Source organism: Haladaptatus sp. HS23 (assembly GCF_056892285.1).
In genome coordinates this window covers 528395-551594 of record NZ_JBXGLH010000002.1, presented here as the reverse complement: position 1 = coordinate 551594, position 23200 = coordinate 528395, and the positions used below count along the sequence as shown (strand labels likewise).

26 protein-coding genes and 1 pseudogene are annotated in these 23200 nt (G+C 64.1%); 11 read left to right on the top strand and 16 right to left on the bottom strand.

All coding sequences use genetic code 11. The annotated features are described in order from the left end of the window. The first annotated feature begins 13 nt into the window (after positions 1 to 13). The 6 genes from ilvD to AC1XDK_RS09075 all read left to right on the top strand — a co-directional run bounded on the left by ilvD (position 14) and on the right by AC1XDK_RS09075 (position 7245). Positions 14 to 1723 carry a dihydroxy-acid dehydratase gene (ilvD, locus tag AC1XDK_RS09100; protein WP_483349525.1) on the top strand — a complete coding sequence of 570 codons (1710 nt, stop codon included), beginning with the start codon at positions 14 to 16 and terminating at the stop codon, positions 1721 to 1723. A 530-nt stretch (positions 1724 to 2253) separates the two neighbouring features. Beyond that, on the top strand, positions 2254 to 3591 hold the full coding sequence (locus tag AC1XDK_RS09095; protein WP_483349523.1) for a dicarboxylate/amino acid:cation symporter: 1338 nt from the start codon (positions 2254 to 2256) through the stop codon (positions 3589 to 3591). A gap of 18 nt (positions 3592 to 3609) precedes the next feature. Continuing rightward, positions 3610 to 4926: an aspartate aminotransferase family protein gene (locus tag AC1XDK_RS09090; RefSeq protein ID WP_483349522.1), complete on the top strand. Its 1317-nt coding sequence runs from the start codon at positions 3610 to 3612 to the stop codon at positions 4924 to 4926. A gap of 46 nt (positions 4927 to 4972) precedes the next feature. Beyond that, positions 4973 to 5983, top strand: coding sequence for an ABC transporter ATP-binding protein (locus AC1XDK_RS09085; RefSeq protein WP_483349521.1), 1011 nt, complete (start codon positions 4973 to 4975; stop codon positions 5981 to 5983). Beyond that, positions 5980 to 6777, top strand: a complete 798-nt coding sequence (locus AC1XDK_RS09080) for an ABC transporter permease (RefSeq protein ID WP_483349520.1) — start codon at positions 5980 to 5982, stop codon at positions 6775 to 6777. Before AC1XDK_RS09085 ends, AC1XDK_RS09080 begins: the two co-directional genes overlap by 4 nt. 57 nt (positions 6778 to 6834) lie before the next feature. Further along, a complete protein-coding gene (locus AC1XDK_RS09075) occupies positions 6835 to 7245 on the top strand; it encodes a hypothetical protein (protein WP_483349519.1) in 411 nt (136 codons plus the stop codon). A gap of 4 nt (positions 7246 to 7249) precedes the next feature. Here the strand turns inward: AC1XDK_RS09075 and AC1XDK_RS09070 are convergent, their stop codons facing one another. Beyond that, the gene (locus AC1XDK_RS09070; RefSeq protein ID WP_483349518.1) at positions 7250 to 7696 is read right to left on the bottom strand and encodes a VOC family protein; all 447 of its coding nucleotides are present in this window, start codon (positions 7694 to 7696) and stop codon (positions 7250 to 7252) included. A 190-nt stretch (positions 7697 to 7886) separates the two neighbouring features. On the opposite strand from AC1XDK_RS09070, the gene AC1XDK_RS09065 reads away from it, so the two are divergent. Continuing rightward, positions 7887 to 8120 carry a hypothetical protein gene (locus tag AC1XDK_RS09065; protein WP_483349517.1) on the top strand — a complete coding sequence of 78 codons (234 nt, stop codon included), beginning with the start codon at positions 7887 to 7889 and terminating at the stop codon, positions 8118 to 8120. A 19-nt stretch (positions 8121 to 8139) separates the two neighbouring features. On the opposite strand, the gene AC1XDK_RS09060 is transcribed toward AC1XDK_RS09065, so the two are convergent. From AC1XDK_RS09060 to AC1XDK_RS09015, 10 genes and pseudogenes are all read right to left on the bottom strand, one after another. Then, the gene (locus tag AC1XDK_RS09060; RefSeq protein ID WP_483349516.1) at positions 8140 to 9120 is read right to left on the bottom strand and encodes an isocitrate/isopropylmalate dehydrogenase family protein; all 981 of its coding nucleotides are present in this window, start codon (positions 9118 to 9120) and stop codon (positions 8140 to 8142) included. Beyond that, a complete protein-coding gene (leuD, locus tag AC1XDK_RS09055) occupies positions 9117 to 9716 on the bottom strand; it encodes a 3-isopropylmalate dehydratase small subunit (RefSeq protein WP_483349515.1) in 600 nt (199 codons plus the stop codon). Before leuD ends, AC1XDK_RS09060 begins: the two co-directional genes overlap by 4 nt. After that, a complete protein-coding gene (leuC, locus tag AC1XDK_RS09050) occupies positions 9713 to 11179 on the bottom strand; it encodes a 3-isopropylmalate dehydratase large subunit (protein ID WP_483349514.1) in 1467 nt (488 codons plus the stop codon). The genes leuD and leuC overlap by 4 nt, the downstream gene beginning before the upstream one ends. Next, a complete protein-coding gene (locus tag AC1XDK_RS09045) occupies positions 11176 to 11427 on the bottom strand; it encodes a DUF7989 family protein (protein WP_483349513.1) in 252 nt (83 codons plus the stop codon). Before AC1XDK_RS09045 ends, leuC begins: the two co-directional genes overlap by 4 nt. Then, entirely contained in the window at positions 11420 to 12481 is a 1062-nt protein-coding gene (ilvC, locus tag AC1XDK_RS09040) for a ketol-acid reductoisomerase (protein ID WP_483349512.1), read from the bottom strand. Before ilvC ends, AC1XDK_RS09045 begins: the two co-directional genes overlap by 8 nt. A 12-nt stretch (positions 12482 to 12493) precedes the next feature. Further along, positions 12494 to 13213, bottom strand: a complete 720-nt coding sequence (gene ilvN, locus AC1XDK_RS09035) for an acetolactate synthase small subunit (protein WP_483349511.1) — start codon at positions 13211 to 13213, stop codon at positions 12494 to 12496. Further along, positions 13210 to 14967: a biosynthetic-type acetolactate synthase large subunit gene (gene ilvB / locus AC1XDK_RS09030; RefSeq protein ID WP_483349863.1), complete on the bottom strand. Its 1758-nt coding sequence runs from the start codon at positions 14965 to 14967 to the stop codon at positions 13210 to 13212. Before ilvB ends, ilvN begins: the two co-directional genes overlap by 4 nt. 448 nt (positions 14968 to 15415) lie before the next feature. Then, positions 15416 to 16600: pseudogene (locus AC1XDK_RS09025) on the bottom strand (LeuA family protein); the annotation flags it as partial. Positions 16601 to 16785: 185 nt separating this feature from the next. Continuing rightward, entirely contained in the window at positions 16786 to 17142 is a 357-nt protein-coding gene (locus AC1XDK_RS09020) for a hypothetical protein (RefSeq protein ID WP_483349510.1), read from the bottom strand. A 54-nt stretch (positions 17143 to 17196) separates the two neighbouring features. After that, positions 17197 to 17823: an SOUL family heme-binding protein gene (locus tag AC1XDK_RS09015; protein ID WP_483349509.1), complete on the bottom strand. Its 627-nt coding sequence runs from the start codon at positions 17821 to 17823 to the stop codon at positions 17197 to 17199. Positions 17824 to 17965: 142 nt separating this feature from the next. Here AC1XDK_RS09015 and AC1XDK_RS09010 point away from each other — a divergent pair, with 142 nt between their 5' ends. Both AC1XDK_RS09010 and AC1XDK_RS09005 read left to right on the top strand, forming a co-directional pair. Further along, positions 17966 to 18658, top strand: a complete 693-nt coding sequence (locus AC1XDK_RS09010) for an SDR family NAD(P)-dependent oxidoreductase (protein WP_483349508.1) — start codon at positions 17966 to 17968, stop codon at positions 18656 to 18658. A gap of 109 nt (positions 18659 to 18767) precedes the next feature. Beyond that, positions 18768 to 18956, top strand: coding sequence for a hypothetical protein (locus tag AC1XDK_RS09005; RefSeq protein ID WP_483349507.1), 189 nt, complete (start codon positions 18768 to 18770; stop codon positions 18954 to 18956). Here the strand turns inward: AC1XDK_RS09005 and AC1XDK_RS09000 are convergent. Then, on the bottom strand, positions 18934 to 19281 hold the full coding sequence (locus AC1XDK_RS09000; protein ID WP_483349506.1) for a hypothetical protein: 348 nt from the start codon (positions 19279 to 19281) through the stop codon (positions 18934 to 18936). The two genes, AC1XDK_RS09005 and AC1XDK_RS09000, sit on opposite strands and share 23 nt — an antisense overlap. A 93-nt stretch (positions 19282 to 19374) precedes the next feature. On the opposite strand from AC1XDK_RS09000, the gene AC1XDK_RS08995 reads away from it, so the two are divergent. Next, entirely contained in the window at positions 19375 to 19674 is a 300-nt protein-coding gene (locus tag AC1XDK_RS08995; protein WP_483349505.1) for a hypothetical protein, read from the top strand. Between the two features lie 4 nt (positions 19675 to 19678). Here the strand turns inward: AC1XDK_RS08995 and ddfA are convergent, their stop codons facing one another. Beyond that, complete coding sequence (gene ddfA, locus AC1XDK_RS08990; RefSeq protein ID WP_483349504.1) at positions 19679 to 19981, bottom strand: DdfA family disk-determining factor; 303 nt, start codon at positions 19979 to 19981, stop codon at positions 19679 to 19681. Between the two features lie 173 nt (positions 19982 to 20154). On the opposite strand from ddfA, the gene AC1XDK_RS08985 reads away from it, so the two are divergent. After that, positions 20155 to 20328 carry a hypothetical protein gene (locus AC1XDK_RS08985; RefSeq protein ID WP_483349503.1) on the top strand — a complete coding sequence of 58 codons (174 nt, stop codon included), beginning with the start codon at positions 20155 to 20157 and terminating at the stop codon, positions 20326 to 20328. Positions 20329 to 20506: 178 nt separating this feature from the next. Here AC1XDK_RS08985 and AC1XDK_RS08980 read toward each other — a convergent pair whose 3' ends face one another. From AC1XDK_RS08980 to AC1XDK_RS08970, 3 genes are all read right to left on the bottom strand, one after another. Further along, complete coding sequence (locus AC1XDK_RS08980; protein ID WP_483349502.1) at positions 20507 to 21043, bottom strand: 20S proteasome subunit A/B; 537 nt, start codon at positions 21041 to 21043, stop codon at positions 20507 to 20509. Between the two features lie 51 nt (positions 21044 to 21094). After that, on the bottom strand, positions 21095 to 22333 hold the full coding sequence (locus tag AC1XDK_RS08975; RefSeq protein WP_483349501.1) for an MFS transporter: 1239 nt from the start codon (positions 22331 to 22333) through the stop codon (positions 21095 to 21097). 136 nt (positions 22334 to 22469) lie between these two features. Continuing rightward, positions 22470 to 23132, bottom strand: a complete 663-nt coding sequence (locus AC1XDK_RS08970) for a helix-turn-helix domain-containing protein (RefSeq protein ID WP_483349500.1) — start codon at positions 23130 to 23132, stop codon at positions 22470 to 22472. Positions 23133 to 23200 lie beyond the last annotated feature (68 nt).

The window sequence follows — 23200 nt, the reverse complement described above, 5'->3', positions numbered from 1 at the left end:
CATACTCACAGTCATGAGCAACAGCACAGAGAAAGACGAGTCGTTGCGAAGCAGAGAAGTGACGGAGGGACCGGAACGCGCGCCGCACCGGTCGATGTTCCGTGCCATGGGGTTCGACGACGACGACCTCTCCTCGCCGATGGTCGCGGTGGCGAACCCGGCGGCCGACATCACGCCCTGTAACGTCCATCTGGACGACGTGGCCGGGGCGGCCATCGACGGCGTGAACGAGGCGGGCGGCATGCCCATCGAGTTCGGTACCATCACGATTTCCGACGCCATCTCCATGGGGACGGAGGGGATGAAGGCCAGTCTCATCTCGCGGGAGGTCATCGCCGACAGCGTCGAACTCGTCGCCTTCGGCGAACGCGTGGACGCCCTCGTCACGGTCGCGGGGTGCGACAAGAACCTTCCGGGTATGATGATGGCGGCCATCCGTACTGACCTGCCGACCGTCTTCCTGTACGGCGGGTCGATTCTCCCCGGCGAACACGAAGGGCGGGAAGTAACCGTTCAGAACGTCTTCGAGGGCGTCGGCGCGGTGGCCCACGGCGACATGACCGAGGACGAGTTGGTCGAACTCGAACACGACGCCTGTCCCGGCGCGGGGTCCTGTGGCGGGATGTTCACCGCGAACACGATGGCGACCATGAGCGAAACCCTCGGCCTCGCACCCCTCGGTTCGGCCAGTCCCCCCGCCGAATCGCCGGAACGGTATGAAGTCGCGGAAGGAGCGGGTGAACTCGTACTGGACGCCGTCGAAAACGACCGCAAGCCGTCGGACATCCTGACACGGGAATCGTTCGAGAACGCCATCACGATGCAGGTTGCGATGGGCGGTTCGACCAACGCCGTCCTCCACCTCCTCGCGCTCGCCGCGGAGGCCGGCATCGAACTCGACATTGACGACTTCGACGAGATTTCGAGTCGGACGCCCAAAATCGCCAACCTCCAACCCGGCGGTACGCGGGTCATGAAGGACCTCCACGACGAGGGCGGCATCCCCGTCGTTCTCCAACGATTGCTCGACGGGGGCTACATCCACGGTGACGCCATGACCGTGACGGGTCGCACCATCGAGGAGGAACTGGACCACTTGGGAGTTTCCGGCGAGTCGGACGCCGACTTCCTCCGCCCCGTCGACGACCCGTTCCACGAGGAAGGGGCCATCAAAATCCTGAAGGGGAACCTCTCGCCCGACGGGTCGGTCCTAAAGGTCACGGGGGAGGACACGTTCCACCACAGCGGCCCGGCCCGCGTCTTCGAGAACGAGGAGGACGCGATGAAGTACGTGCAGGAAGGCGACATCGAGTCGGGTGACGTGATAGTCATCAGGAACGAGGGTCCGCGCGGCGGTCCCGGCATGCGCGAGATGCTCGGCGTGACGGCGGCCGTCGTCGGACAGGGCCACGAGGACGACGTGGCGCTCCTCACGGATGGGCGGTTCTCCGGCGCGACCCGCGGCCCGATGGTCGGCCACGTCGCCCCGGAGGCCCGCGACGGCGGCCCCATCGCGGTGGTCGAGGACGGCGACGAAGTCACGGTCGACATCCCGAACCGCGAACTCTCCGTGGGCCTCTCCGAGGAGGAACTCGACGCTCGACTGGACGACTGGGAACCGAACGACCCGCGATACACGTCCGGTGTCCTCGCCAAATACGGCGAGACGTTCGGCTCCGCGGCCAACGGTGCGGTGACGAATCCGGGTGCGAAGCGGGAGTAAGCGCCGATTCGTTTCCGCGAACGAACGAGGCGCTCTGCGCCTCGAAACACGAACGGCGAAGCCGTGAGTCGAGTGAGCGGGCCGAGAATCTCCCGACGGAGTGACTGAAAGGAGCGACGGAAGCGGGGTTTCTCGGCTTTTGGTCCAGATTTTTCGAGGGAGAAGCAGAATCCGGCGCGGTTCACGCTGGATTCTGCTTCCGACCGCGGAAAAAGGTGGAACTGGCGCGGTGACGAATCCGGGGGCGAAGCGGGAGTAAGATGGTTTTCTTTCACTATATTTCCACGCTTACAAACGTTCTGTTTTGCCGACTTTCCCAGCGAGTGAACACGGTATCGGCGTGGATGAGAACGCGACAAACGAGGCTCCAACCGGGAAAATGACGGACAATAGCTACCAGCGACGATCGTCTGTTCTATCTCGGTGAAAACTACATCAATCCAATATAATAGTCATTATTGGAATTTATTTCCATATTTTGAGCCGAACCGAAGTATTTTTGCACTGTTTTTGAGTACTATTGGAGACGTATGGCAAGCATTGTCCAACAGGCATGGCGGCGCTACCGGTCTGTCGCCATCATCTACCGTATCGCGGCGGCGTTCGTCCTCGGGTCCGTCGTCGGACTCGTGGTCGGCGAACCGGCGACGAACCTCCAACCGCTCGGCGACCTCTTCGTCCGGCTGTTGAAGATGGTCATCGTTCCCATCGTCGTCTTCACCCTCATCATGGCGGCGCGGAACCTCTCGCCGAAGAACCTCGGCAAGGTCGGCGGGCAGGTCATTTTCCTGTACCTCCTCACGACGGCCGTCGCCATCGCCATCGGCCTCGGCGTGGCGAACCTCATCGACCCCGGTGTCGGGTTGCACCTCAAGGACGCGCTGGCGAAACCGGCCGTCGAGACGAAACAGGCGTCGGGACTCGCGAGCGTCCTCCTCAACATCGTCCCGGAGAACCCGTTCAGCGCGATGGCGGAGGGGAAAATCCTCGGCGTCATCTTCTTCGCGCTGGCGTTCGGTATCGGCCTGACCGTCGTCCGCGACGAGGCCGAAGAGGGGTCGGACGTCTACAACGGCGTTCAGACGACGTTCGACGTCGTCGAGGCGGGTGCCGAAGTGATGTTCAAAATCGTCTGGGGCATCATGGAGTACGGCGTCATCGGCGTGTTCGCGCTGATGGCGGCGCTGTTCGCGAAGACTGGACCGGAAGCCATCCTCTCCCTGTTCAAACTCTTCGCCACGCTCGCCATCGCCATCGGCCTCCAGATATCGATAGTGTACCTCCTCGTAATCGTCCGCGGACTCGTCGGTCAATCCCCGATGGAGTTCATCCGTGGCGGGAAGGACGCCATGGTGACGGCGTTGAGCATCCGCTCGTCGAGCGGGACGCTCCCTGTCACGATGTCGAACGCGGACGAGAACCTCGGCATCGACCAGGAGGTGTACAGTTTCTCCCTGCCGCTCGGTGCGACCATCAACATGGACGGAACGGCCATGTACCTCGGTATCGCCGCCATCTTCACCGCGAACGTGGTCGGGAAGACGCTCACGATTTCGGAACAGTTGAGCATCCTCGTCACGGCGCTCATCGCCAGCGTCGGAACCGCGGGCGTTCCGGGCGCGAGCATCGTCATGATGACCGTCGTGTTCACGCAGGTCGGCCTGCCGATTCAGGCCATCGCGTTCGTCCTCGGCATCGACCCGCTGCTCGACCGGATGCGGACGATGAACAACATCACCGGCGACCTCGCGGTGACGACGCTCGTCGCCAAGTGGAACGACGCCATCGACTTCGGCACCGGCGTGTGGGCCGACGACAAGAGCATCGACGCGGGTGACACACCCAACACTATCACGGGCGACGACTGACGGAAACAACGACAATCGATGAATTCGGACCCTACAACCGACGCGACGCGAAGCGAGCGAATCGTCGAACGCGCCCGCGAGGTGATTCCGGGCGGCGCACAGACCGGACTCCGGGCGCAGGCCTACGACACGGGTGACGTCGCGTTCGAACGAGCGAAGGGGCCGACGCTGACCACGGTGGACGGCGAGGAGTACACCGATTATCACCTCGGATTCGGCCCCATCATCCTCGGACACGCGTACGACCGGGTGGACGACGCCGCGCGAAGCGCCATCGGCGACGGCGTCCTCTACGGCGCGGGAACGGCCCCCCTCGAAGTCGAGGTGGCCGAGCGACTGACCTCCCTCCTCCCCGGCGTCGAGCAGGTCAACTTCTGCAACAGCGGGAGCGAGGCGACCTATCACGCGATTCGGCTCGCACGAGCACACACGGGCAGCGAGAAAATCCTGAAGTTCGAAGGCTGCTATCACGGCTGGCACGACTACGTGGACGTGAGCGTCTACCCGCCGGAGGACGAACTCGGCGGGGGATACCCCGAATCCGAGGGAATGCTCCCGTCCGCCGTCGAGAACACGCTCGTCGTCCCGTTCAACGACGACGAGGCCGTCGAGGAGGCCTTCCGCGAACACGGCGACGACCTCGCGGCCGTCATCCTCGAACCCGTTCCCCACTCCGTCGGGTGCATCCTGCCCCGACAGGAGTTCCTCGAAACGCTCCGCGAGGTGACGCGGGAGGCGGACGTTCCGCTCGTCTTCGACGAAGTCATCACCGGTTTCCGTCACTCGCCGCACGGCGCGCAGGGCGAGTTCGGCGTCACGCCCGATTTGACCTGCGTGGCGAAAGCCCTCGGAAACGGCTATCCCGTCGCGGCAATCGGCGGGCGAAAGGACCTGCTCGGGCAGGCGGGCGGCGACAACGAATCCGGCGTCGTCATCAGCGGGACGTACTCTGGCAACCTACCCGGACTCGCCGCGGCGCGTGAAACCCTCGACACCATCGTCGAGGAGGACGTGCAGCGCCACGTCACCGACCTCGGTGACGAGTATCGGGACGGACTCCGGGACCTGCTTTCGGACCACGACATCGAGGGTCGGGTCGTCGGCCACCGGAGCATCTTCAGCGTCCAGTTCGGCGTGACGGAGGAACCGGAGAACTACGAGGACATCCTCGGCTTGGACGAGGAGCGATTCCGCGAGTTCGCGGCGGGCATGCGCGAACGCGGCCACTTCTTCACGCCGAACCCGTACAAGCGCCACCACCTCTCGCTCGCACACGGCGAAGAGGAGTTAGCGGACTATCTCGCCGACGCCGACGACGTGTTTGGGAACCTTTGACCGGGTTCAGCACCCTTAACCGCGCCCGTCGACTACCGTTTTTCGAATGGATTCTGCGATACGCATACGTGATCTGGAAAAGGAGTACGGGGAGGTACGGGCGCTCAAAGGGGTCGACCTCGACGTTCCGAAGGGGTCGTTTTTCGGCCTGCTCGGGCCGAACGGGGCGGGGAAGACGACGTTCATCAACATCCTCGTCGGCCTCGTGAAGAAGTCCGGCGGGACCGCGGAGGTGTTCGGCGCGGACGTGCAAGACGACTACCGCGAGGCGCGCGACCGAATCGGACTCGCGCCACAGGAGTTCAACGTGGACCGCTTCTTCCCGATTCGGGAAGTGCTGGAACACAAGGCGGGCTATCACGGGATTCCGCGGCAGGAGGCGGGGGAGCGCGCGGACGAGGTCCTCCGGCGGGTCGGCATCTACGACAAGCGCGACACGCGCTTCGATTGGCTCTCCGGCGGGATGAAGCGACGATTCGTCCTCGCGCGGGCGCTCATCACCGAACCCGACCTGCTCATTCTGGACGAACCGACCGCCGGGGTGGACGTGCAGTTGCGCCACGACCTGTGGGACCTCATCACCGAACTCAACGAGGCGGGGACCACGATTCTGTTAACGACCCACTACATCGAGGAGGCCGAACGCCTCTGTGACGAAGTCGCCATCCTCGATTCGGGTAAAATCGTGGAGGTGGCGAGTCCTGAAGAACTCATGGACCGCGGGCCGGACAAGGTCACGATTTCGCTCCGCAACCCGCCCGAATCCGCGCCGCACCTGTCGGCAGGCCGGGACAGGATTCAGGACGTCGAACTGGACGGCGACGAACTCGTTGTCACGGCACCCGAAGCGGGACTGCTCGCCCCGGAACTCGTCCGCGAACTCGACCGGAAGGGGTTCGAAATCGTCCACTTCGACATCTCGCGCACGTCGCTCGAAGAGGTGTTCGTCGAGATGACGCGGGCGGACGAGAGTACGGGCGGGCGGGGCGAATCGGCGGACGAGACGAAGACGGACGATTCGGAACCGGCCGCGGTTACGGGCGGTGAGAAGGCGTGAGCGGCGAAACCGATTCGTCCGGTCTCACCGGATTCGTCACGCTGACCCGCCGGGAAATCCTTCGATTCCTTCGTCGGCCGCGGAACACGTTCGTCCCGCCGTTCGTGACGAACGTGCTGTACTTCTCCGTGTTCGGCGTCATCCTCGGCAATCGAGTGGGGCAGATGAAATTCGGCGGCCACTCGGTCGATTACATCGTCTTCATCCTGCCCGGACTGGTCGTGTTGGGTGCCATCTCCAACGCCTTCGAGAACTCCTGTTTCTCCATCTTCCACGGGCGTTGGAACCGCTACATCGAGGAGACGCTGACCTCGCCGATGTCGTACTCGCGGATGGTCGCCTCCTACATCGTCTCGGGGGCGACGCGGGGCATCCTCGTCGGGGCGCTCATCGCCGTCCTCGGCGCGTTCTTCACGTCCGTCGGCGTCGCCCGTCCGTTCTACCTCGTCGCCTTCGGGGTCGTCATCACGCTCCTCTTCTCCAGTTTTGGCGTAATTGGCGGCCTCTGGGCGGACGACTGGGACAACCTGACGATGATGAACCAGTTCATCGTCCGTCCGCTCGTCTTCTTCGGCGGCGTGTTCTACACCCTCGACAGCCTCGATTCGAACCTCCTTCGGACCCTCACCATGCTCAACCCGATGGTGTACATGGTCGACGGCGTCCGGTACGGTTTCCTCGGCGCGTCGGAACTCGACCCGAACCTCTCGCTGGCAGTGCTGACGGGACTGACGCTCGTCGTGATGGGAATCGACACGTACCTGTTCCGGAAAGGATACGGGTTGACGGACTGAGACGGGTCGGCGGGGCACCGAGTTTATTAGTAGCATAGGTTACAATAGCGGGCTGTCATGGTCCCCCAAACCGTCTCCAACTGGTTTCCCGACCGTCCGCCGACGTGGATGGAGGTGGTGCCGACCGCTCTCATGTGGATTCCGCTCGCTATCTCCCTCTCCCCGTTCGACTCGATTTCGTGGACGTGGGGCGCGGTGGGTTTCGTGCTGTGCGGGTTCGGAATGGGTCCCGCCGGAACCACGAGTCTCGGAAAACGATTCGGGCAGTGGTTTCGAGACATCGGCGTCGCCGGGCGCACGGTCTCCATCGTGTTCTTCGCCGTCGGCGTTTGGTGGACGATGTTCACGGTCGACATTCCGACTGTGCCGGTGAATAGCTACGTCGCGGGGATGTGTCTCTCCCTCGTCGCCTCCCTTCTCGCGTACCTCGCCGACGCCGGGGAAATCGACGGCTGGAGCGCGACGTAGCGAACTACTCCCGCCGCTCGCGCCACTCGCTCAGCGGCACCGGGTCGCCGTCCGGGTCGGGGTCGTCGGACAGGTCCGCCAGCAGTTCCAGCGAGTTGTCGTCCGGGTCAGAGAAGTAGACCGTCGCGCTCGGCATCCACGGGTGGACGATGGGTTCGTCCGGTTCGACGCCGAAGGCGGCACGGGGTTCGATGCCGCGGTCTTCGAGGAAGGGAAGCATGTCGTCGATTTCGTCCTCCGAGACGCGAAACGCGAAGTGACTCCGCTGCGGGTCCTCTTTCTCCCACACGCCGAGCATCGAGCGCGGGGTGCCGGTGAAGTAGAAGGCGATTTTTCGTTCCTGTTCGTGCCGACCGAGTTCGAGGCCGAGCGTATCGCCGTAGAAGTCCATCGCCCGGTCCAAATCGGCCACGTCCACGTGTGTCTCGTACACGCCGTCGAGGAGGTCCATGCGGTCACTTTCTCGGATATGCGAATGGTCGTTCCGGTCCGGTCGTCGTCGTCCGATAGGCCGTATCCGTTCACCGTTTCGAGCGTACAACGGCGGGTGTGCATCGAGATCTCTCCGCGTATCGGATGGTGAACCCGACTCGCTCGTTCAGTGCAGAAAGCATTTATCGAATGCATTACTCTCCCCGATAATGGTCGATTTCGGAACGATGCTCGTCGGATTCGGTGCGATCACTCTCGGCGCGCTTGGTACTCGATTCGGTTACTACTTCGCCCGAATGAGCGAGCAAGCCGACGCTATCGGAAGTACGACGCCGGTGAGCGAAGTCGAACCCGCTGACTGGAAAGTCGTCACGACGCGACTCGGCTTCGGCGTGCTGGGCGCTGTCGGCGTTCTGATGGTGATTCTCGCCGCCTGGTCCTGAAAGAAGAAGAAGGACGTATCTACAACCGCGACAGCACCGCTTCCGTCACGTCCTCGGTGGTCGCATCGCCCCCGAGGTCCGGCGTTCGCGGGCCGTCCGACAGCACGGATTCGACCGCCTGTCGAACCGCCGTGCCCTCCTCGTCGTAGTCTAAGTGCTCCAACAACATCGCCGCCGAAAGCATGGTCGCGGCGGGGTTGGCCACGCCCTCGCCCGCGATGTCCGGGGCGGTGCCGTGGACGGGTTCGAACAGCGCGTTGTCCGGACCGATGTTCGCGGACGGAAGCAGTCCCAGTCCGCCGACTAATCCGGCCGCGAGGTCCGAGAGCACGTCGCCCGCGAGGTTCGGACAGACGATGACGTCGAACTCCTCGGGAGACAAGCAGAGTTGCGTCGCAAGCGCGTCCATCAGCATTTCGTCGTGCGGGACGGTGTGGACGTCCGCGACGCGGTCCACCGTGTCGCGGAACACACCGTCCGTCTCGCGCATCACGTTCGCCTTGTGGGCGATGGTGAATGACTCCTCGTCGCGTCCCTCGACGTACTCGCACGCGAACTCGGCGAGTCGTTCGGAGGCGGATTCGGTGACGACGCGGGTCAGCGTCGCCACGTCGTCGGTCAGTCGCGATTCGTGGCCCGCGTAGACGCCCTCCGTGTTCTCGCGGAGGAACACGAGGTCCGTCTCGGGACGGAGCGCGTCAGTGCCGGGGTAGGCCCGCGCGGGGCGCACGTTGACGAACGAATCCACCACGCCGCGAAGCGGGAGGATGACCTCCGCCGCCGTCTCGCCCGCCGCGCCGAACAGCGTCGCGTCGGATTCCGCGACGAGCGTGCGTGTTTCCTCAGGAAGCGCCGTTCCCATCTCCTCCTTCACGGCGTCGCCCGCGTCCGCTTCCACGAACTCGAAGTCCGGTTCGACGGCTTCGAGAACGCTACGGGCCGCGGGAACGACTTCCTGCCCGATTCCGTCGCCGGGGATGACTGCGATTTGCTCGCTCATTGGTCCACGTAGGGGAGGCTCTGGGCCGTCTTTTCGATTGCAGCTTCGTTCGACTTCATCAGCGCCGTCGTGTCCCAGACGCCCTCCACGAGCGCCTGTCGCTGGGCGTCGTCCACATTCGCGTCCACGGTGTCGCCGTCGTAGCTGACCGTTTCGTCCGCCACGTCGACTTCGATTTCTGCGTCGGGGTTCTCCTCGACGAAGTCCTGCAACGCTCCGACCGTCTCGGCGTCGGCGGTGACGGTCGGAATCCCGAGCGCGAGGCAGTTGCCCGCGAAGATTTCGGCGAAGCTCTCGCCCACGATGGCGTCGATTCCCCACCGTGCGAGCGCTTGCGGCGCGTGTTCGCGCGAGGAGCCACAGCCGAAGTTGGCGTTGACGACCAGTATCGACGCGCCCTCGTGTTCGTCGTGGTTGAACGGGTGCGGTTGCGGGTCGTCGTTCTCGTCGAACCGTTGGTCGAAGAACGAGAACTGACCCAACCCGTCGAAGGTGACGACCTTCATGAACCGCGCCGGGATTATCTGGTCCGTGTCGATGTCGTTGCCGCGCACGGCGATTCCGGTTCCGGATTCGTGCGTGACCTCTTCGGTCATGCGCTCGCCACCTCCGGCAGTTCGCGCACGTCGGTCACTTCGCCGCGGATGGCGGCGGCCGCGACCATCTCCGGACTCATGAGGACCGTCCGTCCCTCGGGACTGCCCTGCCGTCCCACGAAGTTACGGTTCGAAGAGGACGCGCTGGCCTCGTCGCCGTCGAGTTGGTCGTCGTTCATGCCGAGACACATCGAACAACCGGCACCGCGCCAGTCGAAGCCGGCCTCTCGGAAGATTTCGTCCAATCCTTCTTCCTCCGCGGCGGCTTTCACACGTTGACTGCCGGGAACGACCATCGCCCGCACGTCGTCGTGGACCTCGCGTCCCTTCACGACCGCTGCGGCGCGTCGCAAGTCCGGCAGTCGAGCGTTCGTACACGAACCCACGAACGCCACGTCGATGTCGTAGCCCGCCATCGTCTCGCCGGGTTCGACGCGCATGTGTTCCTGTGACTGTCGCGCCGTCTCCCGCTTGTCTTTCGGCAGGTCGTCGGGGTCCGGAATCGGTTCCGTGATGCCGACGCCCTGACCGGGCGTCGTTCCCCACGTCACCATCGGTTCGAGTTCGTCGCCGTCGATGACGACTTCGTCGTCGTACGTCGCGTCCTCGTCCGAACGGACGGACTCCCAGTAGGATTTCAGTTCCTCGAACTTCTCGGGGTTGTCGCCGGACTGCGTCCGGCTGCCAGAGGGACTCTGTCCCTCGCTGTCTTCGAACGCGTCAGTCTCGCGCAGGTACTCGTACGTCGTCTCGTCGGGGTTGATGTACCCCGCGCGAGCGCCGCCCTCGATGGACATGTTGCAGATGCTCATCCGGCCTTCCATATCCAGGTTCTCGATGGCTTCGCCCGCGTACTCGTACACGTAGCCGACGCCGCCGTCGGTGCCGAGGCGGCGGATGATTTCGAGGACGATGTCCTTCGCGGAGACGCCCTCGCCGAGTTCGCCCGTGACGCGAATCCGGCGCACCTTCTGTTTCTCCATCGCGATGGTTCCGGTGGCGAGCACGTCACGAATCTGGCTCGTCCCGATACCGAACGCCAACGCGCCGAACGCGCCGTGCGTCGCGGTGTGGCTGTCGCCGCAGACGATGGTCATGCCGGGTTGAGTCAACCCCTGTTCCGGCCCGATGACGTGAACGATGCCTTGGTCGCCCGATTTCGGGTGCGAGAAGTCGATGCCCGCCTCGCGGACGTTCTCCTCTAATTCGGACATCATCTCCTCCGCCGCGTCGTCGGCGTACGGGCGCGACTGGTCCGCGGTCGGGACGATGTGGTCCACCGTCGCGTGCGTGCGCTCCGGGTACGCGACCTCAATATCGCGCTCCTCCAGCATTCCGAACGCCTGCGGACTCGTCACCTCGTGGACGAGGTGCAGGCCGACGAACAACTGGGTTTGGCCCGTCGGCAGCTCCGTCACACGGTGTCTGTCCCACACCTTGTCGTAGAGCGTTCCCTCGCTCATCGATACTGTTCCCGATATTCGTGGCCGCGTTCGAATACGCTCGCCGAGTCACCCGCTCCCGCGGGCGGCTCGTGTTCGATGTCGGCCATCGTTTCCGCTTCTTCGTCGCCCGATTCGCTCTCTCCGCCGTCCGTGGCGACCCGGCCGCGGCTGAACACCCGCGTCATCGCCCCTTGGTCGGCGAAGGGGTGGACGTGGCTTATCTCTCCCATCGTTTCCGTTCGTCCGTTTCCGTTTTCCTCAGTCATCGGCTGTCACTCGCTCTTGTTCCTCTTCCTTGGATTCCGATTCCTCGTCTTCCGTTTCCGACCACGAGAACAGTTGGCGGAGACGGTCCCCGACCTCCTCGATTTCGTGGTTCTTCTCGGCTTTCCGCTTTTGGCGGTACGCCGGGCGTCCAGCCTGGTTCTCGACGATCCACTGGCGAGCGAACTCGCCGTTCTGCACCTCTTCGAGCACCTGCTCCATGTTCTCGCGTGCGTGGTCGTCGACGATGGCTTCCCCGCGGGTCAGGCCACCGTATTCGGCGGTGTCGGAGACCGAATCCCACATCCCGCCGAGGCCACCCTCGTACATCAGGTCCACGATGAGTTTCATCTCGTTCAGGCACTCGAAGTACGCCATCTCGGGCGAGTAGCCCGCGTCCACGAGCGTCTCGTAGCCCGCCTTGATGAGTTCCGTGACGCCGCCACAGAGGACGGCCTGCTCGCCGAACAAGTCGGTTTCTGTCTCCTCTTGGAACGAGGTTTCGACCACGCCGGCGCGGGTACAGCCGATGGCTTTCCCGTAGGCGAGCGCCTCCTCTTTCGCCTCACCGCTTGCGTCCTGATAGACCGCGAGCAGGCCCGGCGTTCCCTCGTCGGCCTCATAGTTCCGGCGGACGAGGTGGCCCGGCGACTTCGGCGCTATCATCGTCACGTCCACGTCCTCGGACGGTTCGATCTGGCCGTAGTGGATGTTGAACCCGTGGGCGAACTGCAGGGTGTCGCCGGGTTCGAGTTCCGATTCGATGTCGGCGTACACCGCGGGTTGGACGGTGTCCGGCACGAGTACCGAGACGACCTGCGCCTCGCTCGCGGCCTCCTTCGGTGTCGCGACGCGGAGTCCGTCGTCCTCCGCCGCTTTTCGGGAGGAGGAGCTCTCGCGCAGGCCGACGACCACGTCTACCCCGCTTTCCGCGAGGTTTTGGGCGTGGGCGTGGCCCTGACTGCCGTAGCCGAGTACGGCCACGGTCTTGTCGTTCAGATAGCTATCGTCCGCATCGTCGTCGTAGTAGATCGTCGCGTCTTGTTGGTTCGTCATTGTTGGTAGTCCTCAGTTTTCGGTCGCGTCCGTCGTCTCGCTGTCTTCCGCGCTGTGCGGGTCTTCCGGAGGTTGGGTGGAGTGTCCCGGTTCCTCGCCCGGCGTCGTCGGCGTGTCGCCGCGGGCCAACGCGGTCTGGCCGGTTCGCGCGATTTCGATGATTCCGAACTGGCGGAAGGCGTCCACCGCGTCGTCTATCTTCTGCTGGTCGCCCGTGATTTGCACCGTGATGGTTCGCGGCCCGGCATCTAACGTTTGACCCTCGTACATCTGCGTGATGGCGTGCACCTCGTCGGGCTTGTTGCCGCGCACCTTCAGCAGCACCAACTCGGCGCGGACGGCGGGGTCGTCCACTTCCCCTACCTGAATGACGGGCTTGAGTTTCGCCAGTTGCTTCTCCACTTGGTCGATGCCGGACTCCGTCTCCTCGACCACGAGCGTGATTCGCGCGTGGCCGTCCACCGTCGTCGGGCCGACGGTCAAACTCTCGATGTTGAACCGCCGCCGGGAGAACAACCCGGAGACGCGCGAGAGGACGCCCGGTTCGTGTTCGACCAATGCGGAGACGACGGCGGTGCGCCGTCGCGGTTCCGCCTCCGCTTCCGGGTCGATTCGGATTCCTTGTTCGTTCCGTCGACCCTCGGGATGCGGTCGGTCGTCGGGCGCGGTGCCGGGCATCCCCGCCGACGGGTTCCGCGTCGCTCCGTCGTCCGTGGAGTCTTCTCCGCTCATAGTTGGTCCTCCGAGAGGGCGAACTTCCCGTTTGCGCCGCCGCTCGGCACCATCGGATAGACGTTCGCGTCGGGGTCCACGTGGAAGTCGATGACGGACGGTCCGTCGTAGGCCAGCGCCTCCTCGATGGTGTCGGCCACTTCGTCGTAGCAGTCCACGGCGAACCCTTTCGCGCCGAACGCCTCCGCCAGTTTGTCGAACTCGGGACACCAGTCGTATTCGGCGGCCATCCGCCGACCCTCGAAGAAGGCGTCCTGCCACTGTCGAACCATCCCGATGTACTCGTTGTTCAGGATGACGACGGTGATGTCGAGGTTCTCCCGAACCGCCACGGACAGTTCCTGCATCGTCATCTGGAAGGACCCGTCGCCGTCGATACAGACGACCTGCTGGTCGTCGTCGGCCGCGAACCGAGCGCCGATTGCGGCGGGCAGACCGTAGCCCATCGTTCCCAGACCGTGGCTGGACACCCACGTTCGCGGACTGCGGTACGTCCAGAACTGCGCGGCCCACATCTGGTGCTGGCCGACGCCGGTCGTGACGATGGCGTCGTCCGCCGTCGCCTCGTCCAGCGCCTCGACCACGAACTGCGGTTTCAGCGGTTCGTCGTCCGGCGTGTCGTAGGTCAGCGGGAACTCCTCCTTCCACGTCGAACACTGCTCGCGCCACGTACTCCAATCGTCGTCCGCGTCGGCGGACGAAACTTCCGCGTCGAGTTGTTCGAGGACCGTCCCGGCGTCGCCTATCATCGGGTAGTCCGCGTGGACGTTCTTCGAAATCTCGGCCGGGTCGATGTCGACGTGAACGACCTCGGCTTCGGGCGCGAACGTGTCGACGCCGCCGGTCAGCCGGTCGTCGAACCGACAGCCGACGGCTATCAGCACGTCACAGTGTGTGACGGCCATGTTGGCGTAGCCGGTGCCGTGCATGCCTGCCCACGACAGACAGAGGTCGTGGTCCTCGGGCATCGACCCGATGGCGGGCATGGTCGTCACCACGGGAATCCCGTGTTCGATGGCGAACTTTCGGGCCTCCTCGGAGGCCTCGCCCTTGACGACGCCGCCCCCGAACAGGAACAGCGGTTTTTCGGCACCTTCGATGGCTCGCGCCGCCGCTTCGACGGCGTCCGATTCCGCTTCCGTCTGCGGCGAGTACGTCTCGGGCGTTTCCGTCTTTCCGGGTTCGGGGTCGTCGGTTTCGCCGAGCGTCGCGTCCTTCGGCAGGTCCACGAGCGTCGGGCCGGGACGTCCCGTGTCGGCGAGCGCGAACGCCTCGCCGACCATGTCGCCGACGGTGTTCGCGTCGCCCGCGAAGTAGTTGTGTTTCGTGATGGGAGTGGTGACACCCGTCGTGTCCGTCTCCTGAAACGCGTCGGAGCCGACCATGCCGGACGGAACCTGTCCCGTCAGGGCGACCATCGCGTCGGAATCCATGTTGGCATCGGCGATGCCGGTGACGAGATTTGTCGCCCCCGGCCCTGAGGTCGCGAGACATACGCCCGGGTCGCCCTTAACCACGCCGTAGGCGTCCGCCGCGTGGGACGCGCCCTGTTCGTGGGCCATCGTCACGTGGTGGATGTCCGAGTCGAACAGCGCGTCGTAGACGGGCATGATTGCCCCGCCCTGCACGCCGAACATCGTTTCGACGCCCGCGGCTTCCAGCGTCGAGACGAGCGACTGTGCCCCCGTCTGTGCCTCCTTCGTGGCCGGTTCGGACGTCGCGTCCGGTGCGTTCGAATCCGTGTCGGACGTCACCTCCTCTTCCTGCTCCGTGGCCTTCGTCTCCCGTTCGTCGTCCGTCTCACGGGAAACCGGGTTGACGGTGCCTTCGCTCACGACCCCGTCACCTCGGTTCGATTCGTGTTCATCGGGCGATACTGGTCTTCGTACGGTCGTTTGTCTGTGTCTGATTGCGGTCGTGTGCCTGTCATCGGTATGCGCGTATGCGTCGTGCTGTTGGGAGTACGATTCGTGCCGGTTCGGGGTGAGAAGAGATGAGGGGTAACTAGACCCCTACAATAATGCGTACGCGCTCCACGGCCGCAACGCTCGACAGCTGCGAACCGCGGGTCGAACGTCGTCGTGGCATCTGTGTTACCATCATTCGTGTCCCGATACAAATAGCCCTTGCGTGCCGGGCAATTCTTGCAGGGTCGTGTTGGCCGTGGCTCACGGCGGGTCATGAAACGACGGGAGGCCATGGTTACGCCTGCGCCTCCTCGCTAGAATCGACGCCCAGTTCGCGGGCGAATCGTTGTACGTCGCTCACCGTCACGCGGTTCTTCTTCGCACCGCGGTCTTTGACCCGGCGCGTGATTTGGCGTACCTCGGCGTCGGTCGGGACGAACCCGGACTGCTGGAGGTGTCGCCGTACTGCGTGGGTTCCGGTGTGTTTGCCGAGGACGAACTCGCGGCTCGCCCCGACCATCTCCGGCTTCATGACGCCCGTCTCGAACGTGTCGCTGTTCTCGATGACGCCTGCGGCGTGAATCCCGCTCTCGTGGGCGAACGCGTTCGCCCCCACGACGGGTTTGTTCACCGGGATGTCCACCGCGCTGTACTCCGCTATCATCCCCGCGAGTTCGGTGATGCGTTCCGTGTCGATACCGGTGTCGACGCCGTAGACGCTCTCGACGGCCATGACGACCTCTTCGAAGGCGGCGTTTCCGGCGCGCTCGCCGATGCCGTTGACGCTGACCTGTACTTGGTCCGCGCCCGCCTCCACGCCGGCGATGGCGTTCGCGGTCGCCATGCCGAAGTCGTCGTGCGTGTGAACGTCGATGCGTGCGTCGGTGTGGTCCCGAACGTGGGAGACCAAGTCGGCGAACCGACTCGGCGTCCCGACGCCGCAGGTGTCGGGGATGTTTATCCACTCGGCCCCCGCCTCGCTCACGGCTTCGACGATGTCCGCCATGTAGTCGGGGTCCGTTCGCGTCGCGTCCATCGGCGAGAACATCGGAATCGCTCCCGCCTCGGCGACCCGTTCGACCGCCTTCACGGCACGAGCGGTCACGTCGTCGCGCGTCGTGTGCATCGAATCCTCGATCTGCACGTCGCTTGTCGAGGCGAAGACGTGTACCATCTCCGCGCCGGTGTCCAGCGCGGTTTCTACGTCGCCGTCGACGATGCGTGCCAAAGCACACGTCGTCGAGCGGGTGGACTCCGCGATGTCGCGGACGGCCGCGAACTCGGCGTCGCCGTTGGCCGGGAAGCCCGCCTCGATGACGTGGGTTCCCATCTCGTCCAGCGTCGCGGCGATTTCGCGTTTTTCGTCCGGCGTAAACGAGGTGCGTGGCGTCTGCTCCCCGTCGCGGAGTGTCGTGTCGAAAATTCGAACTGAATCAATCTCGTCGGTGTGGGCTAACGTGCCCTCGAAGAACTCGACCCCCCCTGTTAGGGGTCATGTCGTTGTCTGACATTGTATTCGGTTGAAGAGCCGACCTCCTATATAAGAGTGGCGCTCCGACATATGGTGTCAAAAGAAACCCACTTTTGAAGGGGCTAGTAACAAAAGGAAATCGGAGGACATCGTCGGGGTAGTATGTGTTTAAGGTGGTTAAGGACATCCGAAGACTACCGGGGATGTCCGAAGATTCGATACCGATATCTCGCCGTTTTCCGGGCTAAATTTCGGCGATAGTGCCGGGCGTTTCGTCGCGCGCGGTTTCCCACCGGAGGCACACCCGCTCCTGTCTTCAGTTTCTCGTCGGCCCGTCGAAGCACCTCGCGACTTCGCTGGAGTCGATACCGCGACAGGTCGTCGTAGCACACCGCTTGGTCGCGCGACCACTTCGGGTGTTCCCGCCGAATCAGCGCGGCCAGCGACGACCGTACCAGCTCCCCCGGCAGCATCATCGCTTCTGGCTTTTCCTCACCACAGACCGGACAGCGAACCGTCTCGTATCCCGTTTCGGTCGAATTCCCCTCCATCCCGTCCCGTCTTCGACCGGAAAACGAATAAAACGGACCGTCTTCCGCCGACCGTTACTCCAACGCCACCGCGATTTCGTTTCGGCGCATGAACGGCGGCGTCCACGGGTCGTCGTAGCGCAGGAGGAACGGTTCGCCCGTCGGCGTCAAATCGTGTGCGGAGAGCGTATCGAACAGGTGTTGTCGATTCTCGTCGATTCGGTCCTCCGTCACGTACCACGAAAACGGACGGACGGCGAGGGTTCGCGCTTCGACGTGTTCGACGGTCACGGCCTCGTCGGCCGGTTCCGGCGCACCCTCGGCGGTGTACTCGCCGGGCAGGAAGAACGCCATCTCCATCCCGTTGCCCGACGACTCGGACGCGACGGGTGCCGTCATGGCTATCTTCTCCCGTTCGGTCGAGACGGGTGCCGTCATCTCGATTTCCGTCTTGGAGCGGTTCTCCCCCTGAATGTAGCGGAACAGTCGCCGAAAGGCCTCTTCCTGACTGCCCGCCGTCGTTTTGGCGACTACGGTGTCCGGATACCGTCGAATCTCCACGCCGTCGACGTGTAGGGCGGTCGTGTACGGCACTTGGTCGGTCGTCCGTCGGGTGTAGGCTCCCCACCCCACCCACGCGGCACCGAGTGCGGCGGCAGTCCCCAGAGCGACCGCGGCGGATCTCGTGATGTTCCGTGCCATGGAAACGTATACGCCAGCCACGGGCAAGTAGCTACTCCCCCCGTAGTGGGGTCCGAACGGTGGGTCCGTCGGTGACGGGTTGGCGCCCGGTCGCCACCCTTCCCTGCACAACACGAATGGCGATGGGCGGCGTGAACCGCGTATGAACATCGACCTGTACGATTCGCTGGACGGGCAGGTCGCGCTCGTCACGGGCGCGAATCGCGGCATCGGTGAGGAAATCGCGACGCGACTCTCCGAACTCGGCGCGACGGTGTACGCCGGAGCGCGCGACCCGGACGCCGTGACGGCATCCGACCGGCGGGCGGTTCGACTCGACGTGACGGACGAGGAAACCATTCGTGCTGCTATCGAGACGATTGCGGACGAAGAAGGTCGGCTCGACGTACTCGTCAACAACGCCGCGACGTACGGATCCACGGGAAAACTGGACTCCCTCGACAGCGGAGCGATGGAGACGTCGCTTCGGACGAACCTGCACGGACCGATGCTCGTCACGAAACACGCGCTGCCGTTGCTGACCGAGCGCGATGGTGGACGCGTCGTCAGTCTTTCGAGCGGGTCCGGGCAGTTCGACGGTGGCATCGACACCGGACATCTCCCCTACGGCGTCTCGAAAGCGGGCGTGAACGCGTTCACCGACGCGGTAGCGACGCAGTATCCGAACCTCGTCGTCAATGCCGTCTGCCCCGGCTGGGTACGGACCGATATGGGCGGGTTCGGCGCGCCTCGGAGCGTCGAGAAGGGAGCCGAGACGCCGGTGTGGTTGGCGCGCTTCGAACCCGGAAACCCCAGCGGGAAACTGTGGCGGGACGAACGGGTCATCGGGTGGTGACCCGCGGGCGAATGGCGGGCTTGCTAGACAATCTCTCGGTTGCACAACGATTATTATATTAGCCAAAATACGTGATGATACACCCACGAACCGAATCCGAGTGATCATCATGACCATTACCACCCAACCACGCCCAATGCGCCTCGTTCTCGCCGAGAACGACGTGTCCGCGGTTGGGGTTTCCGCGTGGAAGGGCCGCTATGGCTCTTCCAAAGGGAATCTTCCCTGCGGACGCGACGGGTGGTATGGTGTTGCCGATGGTCACCACGGTCGGTTTACACCCACGCTCGTCGCGTAAGGCGGACGCCACTGCCAGCGGCGGCGGGTGTTTTCTCCGATTTCACCGAATCGAGAGGCTCCCGACTTCGCGTGGGTTCGGGCCACTCCCGGCTCTTTTCGACCACGTTTCCGTCCCGGTATCGACGTTCGTCTGCGTGACCGCGTAGTGTCGGGTGCTGCGATTCGTGGGCGTCCGCGACCGGAACGGGCGGACGCCCACGAGCGTTCACACGCCGCGGTTCGTCCTCGGACGGACCCCCGTGAGAGGCGTCGCTGTCGAACGGTTCGAGCCACCGTTGACCGCACCGATACGCCTCGTCCCATATCATCCCATCCCGTTCCACCGCTCCCGTCGGGTAGTGGTCTACCCCACGCCGCGCACATCGGTTTCGATAGTGTGTGGGTGACGGTCCGCGTTCGAATCGCGCGGGAGCAGTATGCCACAGGCACTCCACGCAGTGACCGTCACTGCCGAAGTCACGGTGTTGGTCCCCCGCGGAACCGACGGCACCCTCACCACGGCGGCGCGGGACGCGCTCGCGGCTATCGACCGCGTTCGAACCGTTCACGACGTCGAACACGCCGGGTTCCGCCCCCGAGCGACGGACATCGAAGTCGATGTCGTCGCGCAGTTGACGGTGGACGAGGCGAGTGGTCGTGAAGCCGTCGCAACGGCTCTTCGGGACGGGTTCGGTGTTCGTGCGGTCAGCGTGACCGCGATAGAAGCAGGTCGATAGTCGCTTATTCCAGTTCGACGACGCCGGACCCGCGGACGATAACCGTGTATCCGGCGTAATCGAATTCGACGCTCATCGCGGTCGAACCGCGTCCGTCGCAAACCGGGTCGAAAAAGTCGTCCAGCGCGTCGGGGTCGATTCGCTCGTACAGCGGTTCGACGTTCGTCAAACTCACGCCGTCCTGTTCCGACACGGCGCGAATGACCGTTTCGCTCACGTGTTCCCCGTCGCGAACGGTGAACGCTCGCGTCGATTTGTGTGTCGGTATCGTCGGTTGTTGAGGTGTCAGTTGATTTCCCGGAGACATCGTTCGACTACTGTTTGTTGCCAACGACGGTGTATAAAAAACCAACTATATGGAACGAGCGTCGCTATAGAGATATCGTCTCGTGCGTCTACCGCGACAAGAACCTATGTAGACAATTCAGAAAACCCACTATTTTGCATAGATATATACCGTATAGAATCGCCAAGTTTAGTATGGAATCTGGATTAACCGACGAAGATTTCAGACAAATCAAACGATTCGCACAGACGCCACGGCACGAGCGAACTCCCGACCTCCTCCGGCAAATCGAGACACGGACAACGGAGACGAAAGCCGAATCGGAAACACAAACACAGGCCGACGACGAACGCGAACTGGACCGCTAACCTCGTGGGAATCGAGACTGCTTTTGACCCAGTTCTACGCGCCCGAGGGAAATTCCGACATCCCGATACTCTTTCGACATCCCGATACTCGTCCCCGAGCGGACTCCTGTCTCGCTCGACTCCCGACTGTGCGTTTTCTCCGATACCGCCACCTACCGATTACGCTATTTCCCCACGCTCAGTCCGTTCCCTCGAACCGAAGCACGTCCACGTCGTCCCCGGTGTCCGTATCGCGCTCCGCGACGACCGCGAGCGTCTCCCGGGCGAGGGCTTCGATGTCGTCCACGCTCGCATCCTCGTCGGCGTCTTCGAGGCGTCCGTATGCGACGGCGGCACCGCTTCCGACCGCGGTGGCGTCGGTCGCCAAGACGAGGCCGTCGCTTCCGATTTCGCGGAGGGCCGCGTTGCCGTCCGAATCGGTTCCCACGACCAACCCGTCGACGCCGATTTCCCCCGCGAGGTCGGCCGCGATTCGTTCGATTCGGTCGATCGACGGCGATTCGTCGCCGTCGAGGCGGTCCCCTCGAAGTTCGGACCCGAACCGTCTGTCGAACTCCTCGATAGCTCCGACGTCGCCGACGAGCGCCGCGCCGGCGTCGTCGTAGTCGAACACCCGTCGAACCGCGTCGGAGCGAACCGTGCCGCCGACGGTCGCCTGCCGGTCGCCCGCGAGGACGGCCCCGTCGTCGCATCGAATCCCCAGTACGGTTGCCATGGGTGAACCACGCGACGGACGGAAAAGAGGGTTGTCGCCGTCCGGCCGGACCTACGCCTTGACGGCCGGGTGGCGGCGGGTCCGATAGACGCTCATCGACGCGATGGAGAGCGCGATGACGAGCGCGACGATGGCGCTGATGACGAACAGCGGATAGTAGCCCGTCACCTCGGCCAACCCGGCGAACAGTATCGGTCCGGCGGCGCGTCCGAGGAACGTCGTGCTGTTACGCAGGCTCAAGGCCCCGCCGCGGAGCCCAGAGGAAACGAGGTCGCTGATGGCGGCGTCGACGGCGGGCATGGAGAGACCGAGGCCAGCGCCCAGCACGAGCATCGTCATCGCGATGAAGACGGGCGAGGGGGCCAACCACGCGCCGAACAGGCCGACCGCGTAGCAGGCGAACCCGGCAGCGATGAGACCGTAGTTCGAGGTGTACTGGGCGAACCAGCCGTTCTTGGCGGAGACGACCACCGAGGAGATTTCGGCGACGGACAACACGAGTCCGATGGCGAACGCCGACATGCCGAAATCGCCCGCGAGGAGGAACGGCAGAATCGTCAGCACCGTGCCAAACAACAGGAGTTCGGTCATGCACGCCGCGCCGTAGCAGACGAGCGCGTCCGGGCCGCTCAGGACGCTCGCGGCGCGTCGGAGGTAGGCGAATCCCTTCGAATCGCGTTCGTGCTCCGGCTCTTCGAGGTGTCGAACCGCGTAGAGCGCGAGCGGCAAGCCGAGGAGGTAGGCGACGTACGGCACGTTCCACGAGACGGTGGCGAGCGCTCCGCCGATGATGGGGAACAGTCCGGCCCCTGCAGAGAGGACGGCGTTGTTCATCCCGAGGACGGTGTTCCGCTGGGTGCCCTCGAACGAATCCCCGATGAGAGTGACGGTGGTGATGAAGATGCCCGCGGCGGCGGTGCCGCCGATGGTCCGGAGAACCAAGACGGCCTCGTAACTCGGTGCGACGACGATGGCACCGCCGGAGAGGCTGAAGGCGACGAGGCCGCCGATGAGGACGGCCCGTCGTCCGATTCTGTCGGCGAGCATGCCGATGAACGGAGACAGGAAGATACCCGTCAGAAAGTACGTGCTGATGAGAAGGCTCGCCTGCGCGTCGGTGATGCCGAACGCGTCGCGGAACGCGGGGAGCGTCGGACTGATGAGCGGCACGCCGAGCGGTGCGAGGAGCGTCGCCGCGAGTACGATTTGCACCGTCGGCAGTTGCCACGGTGACGTCGATTCGTCGTTCTCCGGGCGATTCGTCGAAGCGGATGGCTGTGAAGGTGGCATGGTCCCCTACCCTGTAACACCGAGTCACACTAGGTGGGAGGCGAGCGGAGGAGTTAGCCGCATCCATTCCTCTCCGGCGTCTGTCGTGTCCTCTCCGCGGTCTGTCGTAATCCTCCCTCCCCGTGACGTCCGTCCATCAATCGACGTAGGCCCGGACCAAATTCGCCTCGATTCGCTGGAGGCGTTCGCTGACGGTGCCGGTCGTGAGGTCGAGTTCGTCCGCGAGTTCCCGATGCGTCGTCTCCCTCGGCACTTCGTAGTAGCCCTCGCGGACCGCGAGGTCGAAGAGCGCCTCCTGTCGCTCGGTGAGGAGGGACGACAGGTTTCCCATGTCCGGTTCGTACTCGCCCATCCGTTCGAGGCGGAGGGCGATTCCGTCGGGGACGTCACCCGCTGCCCGTCGAATCGCCTCGCTGGTTCCCAGCACCGTGAGTTGCAGGCCGCGCTCGCCGTCCGTGTCGATGTACCGCATCGGCCAGTCGAGGACGATTTGCTGCTCGCGGAGGATGGTCAGGAGGTCGTCGACCAACCCCGCGGTTCGACAGTGAAGGTAGAGGACGCCGCGGCCCTCGCTACCCGCGATGTCGAACTCGACCGTCTCCGGCGAGTCGGCCAACAACGCACGCGCCACGTCGAGGTCGCCGTGCAGTTCGGCGAACTCGACGTACCGGCCTTCGTACACCGGGCCGACGTACTGAATCGTTTCGACGGTCACGTCGTCGGTCCCCGACAGGAGGTCGTCGACGGGGTGAACGCTCACGTCCGGCCCCCACGTCAGGACGATGGTCGCGTACCGCATATCGCGGTCTTAGCGTCCGGTAGTACTTAAACACACCTAGGATGGTGGGAAACAGACATAGACGGCGG

What these genes read in the sequence shown, in the direction of transcription:
- AC1XDK_RS09010 (WP_483349508.1), top strand. Translation starts at nt 17,966, where the DNA reads ATGAACATCGACCTGTACGATTCGCTGGACGGGCAGGTCGCGCTCGTC.
- AC1XDK_RS09070 (WP_483349518.1), bottom strand. Translation starts at nt 7,696, where the DNA reads ATGGACCTCCTCGACGGCGTGTACGAGACACACGTGGACGTGGCCGAT.
- AC1XDK_RS09065 (WP_483349517.1), top strand. Translation starts at nt 7,887, where the DNA reads ATGGTCGATTTCGGAACGATGCTCGTCGGATTCGGTGCGATCACTCTC.
- AC1XDK_RS09075 (WP_483349519.1), top strand. Translation starts at nt 6,835, where the DNA reads ATGGTCCCCCAAACCGTCTCCAACTGGTTTCCCGACCGTCCGCCGACG.
- AC1XDK_RS09090 (WP_483349522.1), top strand. Translation starts at nt 3,610, where the DNA reads ATGAATTCGGACCCTACAACCGACGCGACGCGAAGCGAGCGAATCGTC.
- ilvC (WP_483349512.1), bottom strand. Translation starts at nt 12,481, where the DNA reads ATGACGAACCAACAAGACGCGACGATCTACTACGACGACGATGCGGAC.
- AC1XDK_RS08970 (WP_483349500.1), bottom strand. Translation starts at nt 23,132, where the DNA reads ATGCGGTACGCGACCATCGTCCTGACGTGGGGGCCGGACGTGAGCGTT.
- leuD (WP_483349515.1), bottom strand. Translation starts at nt 9,716, where the DNA reads ATGACCGAAGAGGTCACGCACGAATCCGGAACCGGAATCGCCGTGCGC.
- AC1XDK_RS08980 (WP_483349502.1), bottom strand. Translation starts at nt 21,043, where the DNA reads ATGGCAACCGTACTGGGGATTCGATGCGACGACGGGGCCGTCCTCGCG.
- AC1XDK_RS08985 (WP_483349503.1), top strand. Translation starts at nt 20,155, where the DNA reads ATGGAATCTGGATTAACCGACGAAGATTTCAGACAAATCAAACGATTC.
- AC1XDK_RS08975 (WP_483349501.1), bottom strand. Translation starts at nt 22,333, where the DNA reads ATGCCACCTTCACAGCCATCCGCTTCGACGAATCGCCCGGAGAACGAC.
- ilvN (WP_483349511.1), bottom strand. Translation starts at nt 13,213, where the DNA reads ATGAGCGGAGAAGACTCCACGGACGACGGAGCGACGCGGAACCCGTCG.
- AC1XDK_RS09020 (WP_483349510.1), bottom strand. Translation starts at nt 17,142, where the DNA reads ATGGAGGGGAATTCGACCGAAACGGGATACGAGACGGTTCGCTGTCCG.
- AC1XDK_RS09005 (WP_483349507.1), top strand. Translation starts at nt 18,768, where the DNA reads ATGACCATTACCACCCAACCACGCCCAATGCGCCTCGTTCTCGCCGAG.
- AC1XDK_RS09095 (WP_483349523.1), top strand. Translation starts at nt 2,254, where the DNA reads ATGGCAAGCATTGTCCAACAGGCATGGCGGCGCTACCGGTCTGTCGCC.
- AC1XDK_RS09085 (WP_483349521.1), top strand. Translation starts at nt 4,973, where the DNA reads ATGGATTCTGCGATACGCATACGTGATCTGGAAAAGGAGTACGGGGAG.
- ilvD (WP_483349525.1), top strand. Translation starts at nt 14, where the DNA reads ATGAGCAACAGCACAGAGAAAGACGAGTCGTTGCGAAGCAGAGAAGTG.
- ddfA (WP_483349504.1), bottom strand. Translation starts at nt 19,981, where the DNA reads ATGTCTCCGGGAAATCAACTGACACCTCAACAACCGACGATACCGACA.
- AC1XDK_RS08995 (WP_483349505.1), top strand. Translation starts at nt 19,375, where the DNA reads ATGCCACAGGCACTCCACGCAGTGACCGTCACTGCCGAAGTCACGGTG.
- leuC (WP_483349514.1), bottom strand. Translation starts at nt 11,179, where the DNA reads ATGAGCGAGGGAACGCTCTACGACAAGGTGTGGGACAGACACCGTGTG.
- AC1XDK_RS09060 (WP_483349516.1), bottom strand. Translation starts at nt 9,120, where the DNA reads ATGAGCGAGCAAATCGCAGTCATCCCCGGCGACGGAATCGGGCAGGAA.
- AC1XDK_RS09045 (WP_483349513.1), bottom strand. Translation starts at nt 11,427, where the DNA reads ATGACTGAGGAAAACGGAAACGGACGAACGGAAACGATGGGAGAGATA.
- AC1XDK_RS09015 (WP_483349509.1), bottom strand. Translation starts at nt 17,823, where the DNA reads ATGGCACGGAACATCACGAGATCCGCCGCGGTCGCTCTGGGGACTGCC.